The organism is Lewinella sp. IMCC34191 (assembly GCF_003390935.1).
GTDB lineage: Bacteria > Bacteroidota > Bacteroidia > Chitinophagales > Saprospiraceae > Neolewinella.
In genome coordinates this window covers 739613-754226 of sequence record NZ_QNQZ01000001.1, presented here as the reverse complement: position 1 = coordinate 754226, position 14614 = coordinate 739613, and the positions used below count along the sequence as shown (strand labels likewise).

General features: G+C 59.0%; 12 protein-coding genes and 1 tRNA gene. 8 read left to right on the top strand and 5 right to left on the bottom strand.

The window, feature by feature from the left end; translation table 11 throughout:
- Positions 1-27 precede the first annotated feature (27 nt).
- The gene (locus DRW39_RS03005) at positions 28-1077 is read right to left on the bottom strand and encodes a glycoside hydrolase family 30 protein (protein WP_232830063.1); all 1050 of its coding nucleotides are present in this window, start codon (positions 1075-1077) and stop codon (positions 28-30) included.
- Between the two features lie 17 nt (positions 1078-1094).
- Complete coding sequence (locus DRW39_RS22475; RefSeq protein WP_198664771.1) at positions 1095-1457, bottom strand: hypothetical protein; 363 nt, start codon at positions 1455-1457, stop codon at positions 1095-1097.
- Positions 1458-1602: 145 nt separating this feature from the next.
- Between DRW39_RS22475 and DRW39_RS03000 the strand changes: the two genes are divergently transcribed.
- The gene (locus DRW39_RS03000; protein WP_116105490.1) at positions 1603-3501 is read left to right on the top strand and encodes an ATP-dependent DNA helicase RecQ; all 1899 of its coding nucleotides are present in this window, start codon (positions 1603-1605) and stop codon (positions 3499-3501) included.
- On the top strand, positions 3498-4577 hold the full coding sequence (locus tag DRW39_RS02995) for a glycosyltransferase (protein WP_116105489.1): 1080 nt from the start codon (positions 3498-3500) through the stop codon (positions 4575-4577). Before DRW39_RS03000 ends, DRW39_RS02995 begins: the two co-directional genes overlap by 4 nt.
- Before the next feature lie 3 nt (positions 4578-4580).
- On the opposite strand, the gene DRW39_RS02990 is transcribed toward DRW39_RS02995, so the two are convergent.
- The gene (locus tag DRW39_RS02990) at positions 4581-5759 is read right to left on the bottom strand and encodes a ribonuclease D (RefSeq protein ID WP_116105488.1); all 1179 of its coding nucleotides are present in this window, start codon (positions 5757-5759) and stop codon (positions 4581-4583) included.
- 104 nt (positions 5760-5863) lie between these two features.
- Between DRW39_RS02990 and DRW39_RS02985 the strand changes: the two genes are divergently transcribed.
- Entirely contained in the window at positions 5864-8998 is a 3135-nt protein-coding gene (locus DRW39_RS02985; RefSeq protein ID WP_116105487.1) for an AsmA family protein, read from the top strand.
- Between the two features lie 62 nt (positions 8999-9060).
- Here the strand turns inward: DRW39_RS02985 and DRW39_RS02980 are convergent.
- Positions 9061-9133: transfer RNA gene (locus DRW39_RS02980), tRNA-Met, on the bottom strand.
- A gap of 88 nt (positions 9134-9221) precedes the next feature.
- Positions 9222-9557 (bottom strand): 2Fe-2S iron-sulfur cluster-binding protein, encoded by a 336-nt coding sequence (locus tag DRW39_RS02975; RefSeq protein ID WP_116105486.1) that lies wholly within the window; start codon positions 9555-9557, stop codon positions 9222-9224.
- A gap of 197 nt (positions 9558-9754) precedes the next feature.
- On the opposite strand from DRW39_RS02975, the gene DRW39_RS02970 reads away from it, so the two are divergent.
- The 5 genes from DRW39_RS02970 (at position 9755) to DRW39_RS22175 (ending at position 14589) form a co-directional block, all read left to right on the top strand.
- The gene (locus tag DRW39_RS02970) at positions 9755-11290 is read left to right on the top strand and encodes a SulP family inorganic anion transporter (protein ID WP_116105485.1); all 1536 of its coding nucleotides are present in this window, start codon (positions 9755-9757) and stop codon (positions 11288-11290) included.
- A 17-nt stretch (positions 11291-11307) separates the two neighbouring features.
- Positions 11308-11922: a dephospho-CoA kinase gene (gene coaE, locus DRW39_RS02965; protein ID WP_116105484.1), complete on the top strand. Its 615-nt coding sequence runs from the start codon at positions 11308-11310 to the stop codon at positions 11920-11922.
- A gap of 19 nt (positions 11923-11941) precedes the next feature.
- On the top strand, positions 11942-12496 hold the full coding sequence (locus DRW39_RS02960; RefSeq protein WP_116105483.1) for a hypothetical protein: 555 nt from the start codon (positions 11942-11944) through the stop codon (positions 12494-12496).
- A gap of 53 nt (positions 12497-12549) precedes the next feature.
- Positions 12550-14151 carry a choice-of-anchor B family protein gene (locus DRW39_RS02955; RefSeq protein WP_116105482.1) on the top strand — a complete coding sequence of 534 codons (1602 nt, stop codon included), beginning with the start codon at positions 12550-12552 and terminating at the stop codon, positions 14149-14151.
- 294 nt (positions 14152-14445) lie between these two features.
- The gene (locus DRW39_RS22175; RefSeq protein WP_157975899.1) at positions 14446-14589 is read left to right on the top strand and encodes a hypothetical protein; all 144 of its coding nucleotides are present in this window, start codon (positions 14446-14448) and stop codon (positions 14587-14589) included.
- Positions 14590-14614 lie beyond the last annotated feature (25 nt).

Genomic DNA, 14614 nt, shown 5'->3' with positions numbered 1-14614 from the left:
GGTAAAATGCTAATCGGAACCGGCAACCTATAGGGCCAGCCCAGGGATGACGTACGTGCCTACCCCACCGGCTCCCAGGTCGGCGACCATACTCCGCTGCCGGTTGCCGATCGTGAAGCGGGCTGGCCGGTCCCCATCATTCAGTACGATGACCACCACGTCCCCCTGCGGCGTCAGAAAGGCCACGTTCGGGAAGGTTTCGGATTCCCGGCTGCGAACGCGGTAAGACCCGGGCGGCACCTCGCGGGCGGCATGCGCGATGATGTAGTAGGCCGTATTGCGGTATATGCGGTCGCCGTCAATGGTCAGGGCGCCCAGGCAACGTGTACAACCGCCCTCGGTGTGCGGATCCTGGTTCGGGTCGGCTGCCAGGTTCCATTCCAGGACGGTTTCAGCCCAGTTGCGGCTGGCGCCGATGATCAGCTCGCGGACGTGCCAGCGTAAATCCTCGGCGAAGTTACCGGGGGCTCCGATCCACTGTTCCGTGAAGTAGAGGTGCTTGTCGGGATACGCCTCGTGCACGGCCGTGAGTTTATCGATCGTCCCGCCGTAGAGGTGGAAGGCGGTACCGTCGATGTAGGGGCGGGCAGTCTCATCCGCCAGAACGGTCAGCGGATAATCGGGCCGATCGGCGTTATGGTCGTAAATCACGATGCGCGTATCCAGGCCCGCTTCCTCGAATGCCGGTCCCAGGTGCTCCCCTACGAATTCGGCCTGGGCTTCGGGCAGCATCAGCAGGCTGGGATTGTTACCGGGGTGCAGGGGCTCGTTCTGCACGGTTACCGCGTCGAGGGGAATGCCCGCCTCGGCCATACTCTGCACGTACTTTACGAAGTAGGTGGCGTAGGCCGGATAATACTCCGGCAGCAGACTTCCCCCCTTCGAGGCCCCATTGTCCTTCATCCAGGTGGGCGGCGACCAGGGGGAGGCCATCAGTCGGATATCCGGATTGATCTCCAGAATTTCTTGCAGCACGGGTATCAGGTGTTCGCGATCGGGAGCGAGGGAGAAGGACGTGAGATCCGGATCGGTTTGTCCATTCGGCAGGTCGCTATAGCTGAAGACCGCGGAATCCAGGTCCGAAGCCCCCAGGCTCAGTCGCAGGTAGCTAATACCTGAAGTGCTGTCGCTGCGGGTAAAGATTCGTGGAGAAGTTTAGCACGCCGATCGTCTGGCAGTTGATGGATAAGCTGCGCGCTGCCGCCGGTCAGGGTGTATCCAAACCCCTGCAATTCCTGGTAGCGCACGGACGGGTCAATGAGCACGTCCGGCAGCGAATCCGCGGCGGTCAGTTGGATGGGTCCGCGGACCTCCAGAAGTTCGGAGCTGTCCGCGTTCGTCACCCATCCCCGGGCCAGCAGGTCCGACGTAGCCAGGATATCGGTTTCGTCCAGCCGGGGCCGGCAGGCGATAAGAGCGAAAGCCATCCAGAGGAAAAGTAGGGGTATATAGCGCATGGCGGAGCGGTTTGGTCTAAAATTGACGCCCCCCCTGGATTGTTTAGCGGGTGATTGGTCGGTTAGCCCGTACTGACATAGGCTACAATCCCGGAACGGCTGGCTATTTTACCGACCCGCATTTTACCTGCGCGCCGCCGCCCCTATGCCACAACCGCAAGACATACTGAAGCAGTACTGGGGATATCCCGCCTTTCGCCCGCTGCAGCGCGAGATCATCGATCACGTGCTGGCCGGTAAGGACACCCTGGCGCTGCTGCCCACCGGCGGGGGGAAGAGCGTCTGCTTCCAGGTGCCGGCCCTGGCGCTCGAGGGCGTGACGCTGGTCGTCTCGCCGCTCATCGCGCTGATGAAGGACCAGGTACGGCAGCTCCGCGATCGCGGCATCGTGGCCGAAGCCGTTTACAGTGGGATGCGGAACGCGGACATCGATCGCATCCTCGACAATGCGGTCTACGGGAATACGAAACTGCTGTACCTGAGCCCCGAGCGGCTCATCACCGACCTGGCGCGGGAACGCATCCGCCGCATGCCAGTGGCCATGGTGGCGGTGGACGAGGCGCACTGCATCAGTCAGTGGGGCTACGACTTCCGGCCGCCCTACCTGCGTATCGCGGAGCTGCGGGAGCTGCATCCCGACGTGCCGTTTATCGCCGTGACGGCTACGGCCACTCCGGAGGTAATCGAAGACATCCAGGAGAAACTGGAGTTCCGCGATGGCGGCGGGGTTTTTCGCCAGAGTTTCGCGCGGGAAAACCTGGCCTACATCGTGCGCCACCCGGCGGGGAAGGAGAACCAAATTCTGGACGTGCTGAAGGGAGTTGCCGGTACGAGTATCGTTTACGTGCGTAGCCGTGGGCTCACGAAGGAGATCGCCCACAAGATCGGCCGCCGGGGCATCAGCGCGGGGGCCTACCACGCCGGGCTGGAGCCCGAGGAAAAGGATAGGCGGCAGGCCGACTGGATCGGCGACCGGCTGCGCGTGATCGTGGCGACTAATGCTTTCGGGATGGGCATCGACAAACCGGACGTGCGGACCGTGATGCATTACGGCCCTCCCGATAGCCCGGAGGCCTACTTCCAGGAGGCGGGCCGCGGCGGGCGTGACGGGAAGCTCGCCTACGGGATCATGCTGTACCACCCCAGCGACGGCGACCGGCTGATCCGCAACTGGGAATACAGCTACCCCCCGGTAGCCGAAGTGAAGCGGATGTACCGGGCCCTCGGCAGCTTCCTGCAGCTGGCCGTGGGCGGTGGCAAGGGAGAAGCTTTCGATTTCGACCTGGCCGGATTCGCGCGCAATTTCGGCTTCGATGTCCGCCAGGCCTATAGCGGGCTCAAAGCGCTGGAAAAGAATGGTTACATCCTGCTGACCGATGATATTCGCCAGAGCGCTTTCCTGCAATTTATCGTGCGTAAAGAACAGCTGTACGATTACCAGATCAAGAATCCCCACGTGAATAAGCTGGTGAAGTCGATCCTGCGGACGACCCAGGGCGCATTCCTTAATCCGGTGCAGCTACGCGAGGGGGCCCTGGCCAACTTCCTGGGCGTATCCGGGGAGGAATTGCGCCGGCTCTTCCAGAAGATGCAGGCGGAAGGCATCATCGACTACACGCCGGAACGGGAGGGACCGCAGTTGGTGTTCCTGGAGGAGCGCATCGACCCGGACAACCTGCGCATCGACGAAAAGCAGTACAATTTCCTGAAGGAGCGTGCCCGCGAGCGCATCGACACCATGATCGCCTACTGCGAATCCGAGGACCGGTGTCGGTCGCGGCAATTACTGCTGTTTTTCGGTGAGCAGGATGCCCCGGCCTGTGGAATCTGTGACGTTTGCCGCCGGGAGAAGACGCCGGTACCCGACCGAACGGCCCTGTACGCTACGGTGCGGGAAAGACTGCAAACCGAAGGACCACTCTCCCCGGAAGAATTAATTGCCGGTTTCGGACGTACGCGGGCCGAGGACGTAGCCGGTCACATGCAGGAATTTTTGAATGAGGGCTTGCTGATCAAGGCGGGGGACAAAATTCGGCTACCGTGAAAATCATCTGTTTGGTCATCAACGACCTTAGTCACGACCAGCGAATGGATCGCATCTGCACCAGCCTGCAGGCGGCGGGACACGACGTGACCCTGGTCGGCCGGCTGCTCCCCGGTAGTCCGCCCCTTTCTGACCGACCCTACCGGCAACACCGGATCACCTGCCGGCACCACGGGGGAAAGCGCTTCTACGGCGAGTACAACTGGAAATTGTGGCGCACACTCCGCAGCTGGGAGTACGATGTCATCTGCGCCGTCGATCTCGATACGCTGGTGGCCGGCACCCTACTCCACCGGCGGGGTACGAAGCTGGTCTACGACGCCCACGAATGGTTCAGTGAAACTCCGGAGGTGGCGCCGCGGCCGCTCATCCGCGGCACGTGGAGGGGAATCGGTAAAGCACTCGTTCCCCGGACGGACGCGCGGTATACCGTGGGTACGGAATTGGCGGTGGCCCTGGAACAGGACTACGGCGTACCCTTTGGAACGGTCAGAAACGTACCGCGTCTTACGGATACGGCAATTAAGGAAAATACTGGAGGAGTAATATTATACCAAGGCATGCTGAATCCGGGCCGCGGCCTGGAAGAGGCCATTACGGCAATGACCGCCCTTCCCGACCATCACTTGTTGATCGTGGGTTCCGGTCCCGAAGAGGAACGGCTTCACCTGCTGACGCGGGAGCTGGACGTGACGGATCGCGTCACCTTCGCCGGCTTTCATCGACCCGATAAGTTGGCCGAATTCACGCAACGCGCCTGGCTGGGTCTTAACCTATTACGGGCGGATAGCCTAAGCTATTACTACAGCTTAGCTAACAAATCATTGGACTATGTGCAGGCGGGATTGCCAAGCATTCAGATGGACTACCCGGAATACCGGTCGATCAACGATCGCTACGGGTGTTACGCACTGCTGTCCGAGTTGAATGCCGACGCGCTGATAGCCCAGGTCAAACACCTGGCGGAGAACCGGGATGCCTACCGGCAGATGCACCAAAACTGCCTGCTAGCGGCCGAGGAACTCTGCTGGGAAAGGGAGGAGCAGAAACTGCTATCGATCTACGCGGATCTCTAGCGCTTAGCTGAACTTCAGCGCGATCTTGCCGCCCTCGATACTCAGTTTGAGATCGTCGAAGTGCTTCAGCCATTCCACGAAGTCGTCACCGAGCAACTCGCGCCGCCAACCGGAGCCCAGGATGGACTTTCGCACGGCGGCCTCCTGCTTCATGCGTCGGATGGCGTTGCGGGGCATAACCAGGGCGTGACTGATATCGGCCTCGCTGGCGCGGTACTTCATCAGCAGGTAGAGCAGCTCGACGATCATATCGTCTTCCTCGTCGTCGGTATGGTTGCGCTGGATTTGCTTGACCACGGCCAGTTCTTCATCCTTAGCCGGCTCGTTGTACATATCCACGAAGAGATCGCCGTAGCGCTGGACCGTCTTACCGGGCAGGCGACGGTTCTGCCGCATGCTTTCCGTACCGCCGCGGACGCCGCGTACCAGCTGACCGATGATCTTTTTGGGCAGGATCATCTCCTTGCTGTAGTTTCTCTTTTCGGCCGTCGCCCGCCGCCACTCGTAGAGCCGCATGAGGAAAACTTTCTCCTTGGTCCGGCTAGATTTGGCGATGTTACTATTGAGCAGTTCGTGGTTGGGATCCCGGTAGTAGTAATCTTCCTCCGTCATCAGCGCGCATTCTTCCAGGGCCCAGTCCAGCCGACCGTTTTCCCGCAGTTTTCGCGTGATGGTATCGTAGAGTTCCCGGAGGTAGACCACGTCGTAGAGCGCGTACTTGATCTGCTTTTCGCTCATCGGCCGCTGTGACCAATCGGTAACGGCGTATCCCTTACCCACGTCGTTGCCGGTCTCGGCTTCCACGAGTTTGGCGAAACTCAGGGGGTAGCGATGGCCGATAAAAGCGGCGGCTACCTGGGTATCGAAGACGTTCTTGGGTATGGTGCCGTGGCTGCGGTAGAGCAGTCGGTAGTCGTTGTCGCCGGCGTGGGTGACCTTGACGATATCCTCGGATTCGACCATCCGGAGAAACAGGGTCAGGTCCTTTACCGCGATCGGATCCAGCAGGTAATAACCGTATTCCGTACTGATCTGGATTAAACAAAGCAGGGTGTGGTACCGCTTCTCCCCGATAAATTCGGTATCGAAGCCCATCCAATTGACATCTTTGTTGGTCTGATAAAAATCGTCCAGTCCTTCCTGGGTATTAATTAAGGAATAGTCAATACCGCCGACGGTCATATACTAGGGTTTTTTTAATGCGTTCTGGTGACGCAAGGTAAGTCGAATCGTCAAGAGCGGGCCAACTACCGCGTGCGTTAGTTGTTTTCCAGCAAACCCACCCCATGAAATTAGCCAAGCGAATCCTTATTGGTGTACTTGTTTTTGTTGTGATCCTGGTCGGATTACTGGCCGTGGCCCCCATCATCTTCAAGGACGAGATCGTTGCCAACGTCAAGAGTGCGGTCAATAACGCCGTAGAGGCGGAGGTCGACTTCGCCGACGCCAACGTCAGTTTCCTGCGAAGCTTTCCGGATATCGCGCTGACCGTAGACGATTACAGCGTCATTGGGGTGGACACCTTCGCCGGCCTCCCCCTGGTGAGCGGCAGCCAGGCGCGGGTTGACCTCGGCTTCTGGTCGGTCATTGCCGGCGACGGGAACTACCATATCGATGCCGTGATCCTGCAGGATCCGGACGTCAACCTGCTCGTACTCAACGAGCAACTGGCTAATTACTTAATCGTTGCCGAATCGGCAGATCCCGCAGCGGCCACCACGGACACCACCGCCAGCAGTGCGGTCATCACCCTGGAACACTTCGAGATTAACAACGGCCGACTGGTCTATGACGATCGCGTCACGGAAACCTACGTGCGCCTCGATGGACTGAACGCGACCGGTGAGGGCGACTTTACCGCTTCGGTATTCGACGTTGTCACCCAGGCCCGGGCGGATGCCTTCACCCTGCGGCAGGCCGGCATGACCTATCTGAACGAGACCAGGATGACCGCCGACGGAACCGTAAACGTGGACGCCGATAATATGCGGTACACCTTCACCGAAGCCGACGTCACCCTGAACGAACTGGCCCTCGTGATGAACGGGAGCATCGACCTGGAAGACAACGACGACATTCTTTTCGACCTGAACTACGAAGCGCCCGCCAACGACTTCCGGCAATTGTGGAGTTTGGTACCGGCTGCCTACACCGAAGGATTCGAGCAGGTACAAACCGGCGGCACGTTCACGCTCAACGGTACCGTCGAGGGTGCTTTCAATAGCGAGACGGAAACCTATCCGGCTTTCACCGTCAACAGCCAGATCGATGGCGGCAGTGTCCAGTACCCCGGCAAACCGGTGGGTATCAATGGCATCGATGCCGAACTGGCGGTCAACAGCCCGAGCAGCGACCTGGACGAATTACAGGTCAGCATTCCCCGCTTCAATTTCACGCTGGGCAATGATCCCTTCGAGGGTAGCTTCCGGCTGGCCACGCCGCTCTCCGACCCCGACGTGGATGCCCGGCTGAACGGTACGCTTGACCTGGCCAAGTGGGCCTCGGCCATGCCGCTGGAGGGGGTAAACGAACTCGCCGGCCGCATCGTAGCCGATATCACCATGAATAACGTGCGGCAGAGTGCCCTGGAAGCCGGGCGCTACGCTGACGTCAACCTAAGCGGCGACCTCCTGGTCAGCAACCTGGTCTACGCCGCCGACGGACTCCCCCCGATGCGGATAGCACAGGCGCGCGCGGACTTCAGCCCCCAGGCCATCGACCTGCAGCAGTTTACCGCTACGCTGGGACAGAGTGATGTCTCGGCCTCCGGTCAAATCAACAACATCCTCGCCTACTTCAGCCCCGATCAGACGATGCGGGGAAGCTTCACCATGCGGTCGAATTACTTCAACGCCGACGAATGGATGACCGAAGAGACCACCGACCGCAGCAGCAGCCCGGCCGAAATGGAAGTGGCCGCCGCCGAGCCGGCTACGGAGGTATTCGATCGCTTCGACTTCGACCTTGACGCACAGATCCAGGAACTGGCCTACGGAACTTACCACCCCACCGATCTCCGGGTAGCCGGAAATATCAAGCCGAACCGGCTGGTGATCGACAATGCGAGTGCGACGTTGCAGGAGAGCTCCTTCGATGCATCGGGCACCATTAGTAACCTCTTCGATTACACCTTCGGCGAAGGCGTTCTGACGGGTAACATCGACGTCCGTTCGGGCTTTTTCAACGTTGCCGACTTTATGAGCGAGGAGGCCGCAGCGACTGCGACCACTACGGATGCGGGTACTACCGCCCCCGCGGAAGCCGCCGTCATCCCGATCCCGAAAAACATCAACCTTCGGGTAAACATGGCAGCGGACCGCGTGCAGTACACCGATATCATCATGAACGGCATGCGCGGTGACCTGGTCATTCAGGACGGCGCGGCCATGATCGAAAACGGCCGGGCTAACCTGCTCGGCGGATCAATGGGCTTCCGCGGCGCGTACGATACCAGCGATGAGACGGATGAACCGGTCTTCCGCTTTGCTTACGATATGGAGCAACTGGACTTCGGCCAGGCGTTTACGGCATTGAACAGCTTCGCCGCACTGGCGCCCATCGGCAAGTTCATCACCGGCAACTTCAGCAGCGAAATGTTGATGGAGGGCCGCCTGGGAAGTGACCTTTTACCGGTGCTCAACAGCATCGACGCGCAGGGACTGCTGCGTACGGCCGAGGCACGAATTGCCTCCTTCAAACCGCTACAGGTGATCGGTCGGGCGCTTAACGTCAAGGAATTACGCGAAAGCGCGACGCTTAAAAACATCATCGCAGCCTTTGAAATTAAGGACGGCATGGTCACCGTCGAGCCTTTTGATTTCGCGCTGGCCGGTATCGGCATGACCGTAGCCGGTTCGCACGGGCTCAATACGGATATGGACTACCGCATTCGCGCGGCCATTCCGCGCGATTTGGTGGAAGGTAATATCATCGGTGGCGCGGCGCTTTCGGCCCTGGAAAATCTGGGCAGCCAGGCTAAGAAGCTCGGGTTGAATATTTCTCCCGGGGATACACTGAATCTCGATATCGCCCTAACCGGCTCCATCTCCGATCCGAAAACGGGTATCAATCTCCTGGGTACCGGTTCCGGATCTTCGCAGAGTACGACCGGAGCGATAGCCGGCGCTTTGCAGGACCGGGCCGAGGAAGAGGTTCGCAGCCGGGTTGATTCCGCCCGCCAGGTTGCCGAGCAGCGCGCGGAAGTATTCCGGGATACGCTTGAACGTGCCGCCGCCGAACAGGCCAAACGATTGGAAGATGCGGCCGCCGAACGGGTGCGCGGCGCATTAGGACTCAACGACTCGACCACTACGATCGCGGACAGCCTGGACATACCCAACCTTGGGAAGGAAGCCGTCGAGGATGTAAAGGCGAAGCTGGAAAAATTCAATCCCTTCAAGCGGAACAAGAACGGCGGCTAAAAGGAATAGCCACCAAATAGAAAAGCCGCCACCGACTTTCGTCAGTGGCGGCTTTCTCATTGTAGCGGGGGCAAGACTCGAACTTGCGACCTTCGGGTTATGAGCCCGACGAGCTACCAACTGCTCCACCCCGCGGTGTTAATTTTTACCACGTTACCATCGTAACGGGCTGCAAATATACATACAATATCGTAACCGCAAAAGTTTGCGAAAGAATTCTCAATTATTCTTCCGCTTCGGGCGCCAGCTGGATGCGCAGACCGTCCAGTTCATCCGTGATGCGGAGCTGGCAACCCAAGCGGGAATTATCTTCTACGAAGAACGCCTGGTCGAGCATATCTTCCTCGTCGTCCTTCATATCCGGTAGGTCGGTTTCCGACAGGATATAGCAGTGGCAGGTACTGCACAGCGCCATGCCGCCGCAGGTACCCTTTACGGGTAGTTCGTACGCTTTGCAGACTTCCATGACGTTCATGTTCATATCCGTCGGCGCCTCCAGTTCGTGGGCTTCTCCGTGGCGGTCGACGACCGTAATGACGATGTTTCCGGGCTCTGGCATCAATTAGACTAGTTTTTTGGGACGGCGAAGATAAGCAGGCCCGTCAGGAATACGTTCCCTTTGTCGGCGGTATGGGGTTTTAAGGGTCAACGAATTTCCGTACCTTTGCGGCTTCAATCGGAGGGGAGCAGTCGATCGATAGCATACATACCTACTGGCGTCACTAGCGAATAGTGGCTAACACTACCGTTATTCAGATGGAAAGATATATTAACTTATTTGATTTCAACCAGAAGGTCGATTACAAGATCGAGATCCTTTCCGGGTTGACGGTAGCTTTAGCGCTCGTTCCCGAGGCGGTTGCCTTTGCCTTTTTGGCCGGTCTGCCGCCGCTCACCGGCCTCTATGCCGCCTTCGTGATGGGTATTGTAACGGCCATCTTCGGCGGTCGCCCCGGGATGATCAGCGGTGCCACGGGTGCCGTTGCCGTGGTAATCGTGTCGCTGGCGCAGTCGCACGGTATCGAATACATTTTCGCCACGGTCGTTCTGGCCGGCCTGTTCCAGGTAGCGGCGGGCGTGCTGCGACTGGGTAAACTGATGCGCCTGGTTCCCCACCCCGCCATCTTCGGCTTCGTGAACGGTTTGGCGATCATCATTTTTATGTCGCAGCTGGATCAGTTCCGCAATCCGGCCACCGGCGACTGGCTCTCCGGGCAGTCCCTATACCTGTTTGGGGGCCTCGTGCTGGTGACCATGCTAATCATCTGGGGGCTGCCTAAACTAACCAAGGCGGTGCCGGCGTCGCTGGTATCCATCCTCGCCGTATTCGGGATTGTATGGGCCTTCGGGATCGATACCAAGACGGTTGGCGACATGGCCAGCATCTCCGGCGGTTTCCCGCCCTTCCACATCCCCGCGGTTCCCTTTACCTTCGAAACGCTACAGATCATCACGCCCTATGCGCTGGTGGTAGCCGGCGTGGGCCTGATCGAGAGTCTGCTGACCCTGAATATCATCGACGAAATCACCGAGACGCGTGGACGCGGCAATAAGGAAGCGGTTGCCCAGGGCGCCGCCAACATCCTTTCGGGCTTTCTCTCCGGCATGGGCGGTTGCGCGATGCTCGGCCAGAGCCTCATCAACATCAGTGCCGGCGCCCGTGCCCGCCTGTCCGGCATCGTGGCCGCCGTTATGCTCTTGGTCTTTATCATGTTTGGCAGCAGCCTGATCGAGCTCGTCCCCATGGCCGCGCTGACCGGCCTGATGATCATGGTCGCGGTTGGTACCTTCGAATGGGCCAGTCTGCGCACCTTCGGCAAAATGCCCAAATCAGACCTGCTGGTGATGGTACTCGTAACCCTGGTCACCATCTTCCTGCACAATTTGGCCCTTGCCGTTATCGTCGGCGTCATCATCGCGGCGCTCCGCTTTGCCTGGGAAAGTGCCAAGCGCATCCGGGCCCGTAAACGGATCGATGAGCACGGGGTGAAACACTATGAGATCTACGGTCCCCTGTTCTTCGGTTCGGTGGCCGTCTTCAACGAGAAATTCGACGTGCTGAACGACCCGGACGAGATCGTCATCAACTTCGAAGAAAGCCGGGTGGTGGATATGTCCGCCATTGAGGCGCTGAACAAGCTAACCGAGCGCTACAATAAGGTGGGGAAGAAAGTCCACCTGAAGCACCTCAGCAAGGATTGTCGCCGCCTGCTCGACAAGGCCGGCGCCATCATCGAGGTGAATGTCGTGGATGACCCGACGTATAAAGTGGCCGTCGATCAGTCTTTCTAGCGGTACCTTCGCCCGCTATGGTGCTCAGTATCGGCATTACGGGAAACATCGGTGCGGGTAAGACGACCGTGTGTCGCGATTTCGAACGACTGGGCGTTCCGGTCTACTACGCGGACGCGCGCGCCAAGGAACTGATGGTCGAACATCCGGATCTGAAAGGGGCCATCGTGGCGGACTTCGGCCAGGAAAGCTACACGTCCGCGGGGCAACTCGACCGGGCCTACCTCGCCCAACGCGTTTTCAACGATCCGGCGGCCCTCCAACGCTTGAATAGCTACGTTCATCCCGTAGTGGCCGAGGACGCCCGCGCCTGGCATCACCGGCAGACGGCCCCATATAGCCTGCACGAGGCGGCCATCATCTATGAGATCGGTAGCGGAGAAGCCTACGACGCGGTGATTGTCGTGGCCTGCCCCTACCCCACCCGCCTCGAACGGGTCCGCCAACGCGACGGCATTGACGAAGCCGCCTTCGCCGCGCGGGCGGATAAGCAGTGGTCGGATGAGCGTAAGGAAGCGGCGGCTGATTTCCTGATCCACAACGATGGTAAGGCCTTACTGCTTCCGCAAATTCTGCGCATCGACCGGCAACTACGCCAGCGAGCGCACCAAAGTCCACCCGTCGGTGTTTGACGGGAACCAAACCATCGAGATGCGCTACCTGACCTTGCTTTGCTGTTGTTTTCTGCTGGCCGCTTGTGTCTCGGATATGCCCATAGAAGATATGTCCGGCGACGACATCTATCCGGTGGCGGCATCGCCGGCGGAGACGGCCGCGGCCGATAGCCTGGCCGCCGCGCAGCCGGCGGGTTCGCCAACGCCCTACGGGATGGTGATTGACCCGGAATCGGATGAGCAACAGGCAAAGGGAGCTTCCGCACAAACTGCTCTACCTGCGCTCGCCGCACAAAAAATGCTGACGGGGCGCTGGGCGAATACCAGCGACAGCGAGGAGGTCGTTGAATTCACGCCGACCCACTACAAAACGTACTACCAGGGTGAGCTGCTGGTGGAGGAGGATATGACCTTCCACGGCGCCTGCCCGGAGGCCTGCAGCGGCGGTACGAGTACCGGAGAGCCATGCTTCACCATCTCCGGACCGGCCCAGACCGACTGCTACGGGATCGTCCGTCTGACGGACGACGTACTCGAACTCCAGGTCCTGGGTGTTAGCTCGGAAACGGTGGTGTATCGGCGAGCGGACTAAGCAGGTAGTTCCTGCCGACCTGCTCAGCGGTTACCTTTGGGACAAATTTTGCCATGAAATTCTATCTGCCGATCCTCCTTCTCCTCTGCTCGCTCCAGGCGGCGGCTCAGCTCAACACGGAACTTCGGTCGAATCTTGATTTTGGCGTTGGGGTCAACGATGTCTGGGGATACGTAAGTCCCGACGGGACGGAGTACGCCCTAATGGGACTGGATACCGGTATCGCGATCATTTCCCTCGCCAACCCCGATGCACCCGAATTGATCGGCGTGACCAATGGCGTAAAGAGCGTGTGGCGGGACATCAAAACCTACGGAGAATACGCCTACGCGGTGGCGGACCAGCGCAACGACGGACTGGTGGTCATCGACCTGAGTGACTTACCGAATGGATTTTCGGTCAACCACGTCCGGGACACCGTTCCCGGCTTTAATCGCCCCTTTCTGCGGGCCCACAACATCTTCGTCGATACCGCGCGCGGGCTGGCCTTCACCGCCGGTGGTGACCGCAATATCAACGATGGAGGCATGCTCATCTTCGACCTTAATGCCGATCCCTGGCATCCGCCCGTTGTCGGAATGGGTCCGGAAATTTACAGTCATGACGTCTACGTGCAGGACGGCATCATGTACGGCTCGGAACTCTATCGGGGCGAATTGGCGATCTACGATACGCGCGACCTCGATAATATCACCGAGTTAGGCCGCATACTTACTCCGTATCAGTTCACCCACAATGCCTGGACGGACGCCACCGGCTTCACGCTTTTCACCACCGACGAAGTAAAGAACGCATCGGTTGCCGCCTATGACATCACCGATCCGGCGGACATCCAGCTGCTCGATGAGTTCCGGCCCCTTACCAGCCTGAATACGGAGACTATCCCCCACAACGTCCACGTCATCGACGATTATCTCTCCATCAGCTACTACACTGACGGATTACGGGTGGTCGACGCCAGTGATCCGACGAATTTGGTGGAAGTTGCGAATTACGATACCTGGCCCGGGCCGGACGGTGGCTTTAACGGAAACTGGGGGGCGTACCCCTTTCTGCCCAGCGGGCTGACACTTCTTTCGGATCGGTCCACCGGTTTGTACGTTATCGATGTAACCTACCGGCGCGCAGCCCGCCTACGGGGCATCATCACCGACAGCCTCACCGGCCAACCCATCAACGCCGCGGGGGTCGAAATCTTGGCCGACCAACTCAACGCGACGCAGACCGACCCCCTGGGGCAGTTTGCTACCGGTGTTGCGACAACCGGAATTTATCGGGTAGCGGTTAATGCTCCGGGCTATCGGTCCGATACGGTTATGGTCGGTCTGATGAGCGGCTCTACGATGGATCTAACCATCGACCTACCGAGTTCCTCGCTGTCGACGTCCGTACCACAGCCCGCAGAGGCAGCGATCAGCATGGTCCTCGCCCCTAACCCGGCCCCCGGCGCGGCCCGGCTGGATTACAACCTGGGGAACTTCCAATCCGGCAGCCTTCGCATATACACCGCCACCGGCACCCTGGTCAGCGAACAGCGGCTCTCCCGTCCGGTGGGTAACCTGGATGTAGCTGACGGCTACCCTTCCGGCGTATACATCCTGCACCTGATGGGCGGGGGAAAAGCCCTCCACACTACCCGGCTGGTCAAGCTCTGATCCTTTTACCTTTTTATTTTTCACGGTTCGGTTTAAAGGATTTAGGGTACCTACCTATTGGCACCCACTCCCCCCCGTGCGGGTTGTCGATGCTTAAATCCATTTTGGCGAGGGTGCTCATTCGAATTTTTGCGACGGAGCGCAGGGTATAAGCCGAATCCCTAACAGGAAAGTAAATCAGCGGAGACACTTTTACATGGGCACCAATTTTTATCGCAAACGCGAATAAAATGTTTTGTGTTATTTGATTTATAACACAAACAGTTTGTATATTTACGTCACAATGATGACGCCATGAAAACGCAAACACCTCGCTTTACCGCCGCCTATTTACTGCAACGTCTATCCGGTAATCAGCATACGGACCTGGGTCGATTCGCGGATGATCGTCAAGCGACGCTGGTACAGATGACGGGTCCGAAGGATAAACGCGCCTAAGCAGCCGTAGAGCCGCTCCGCTGTA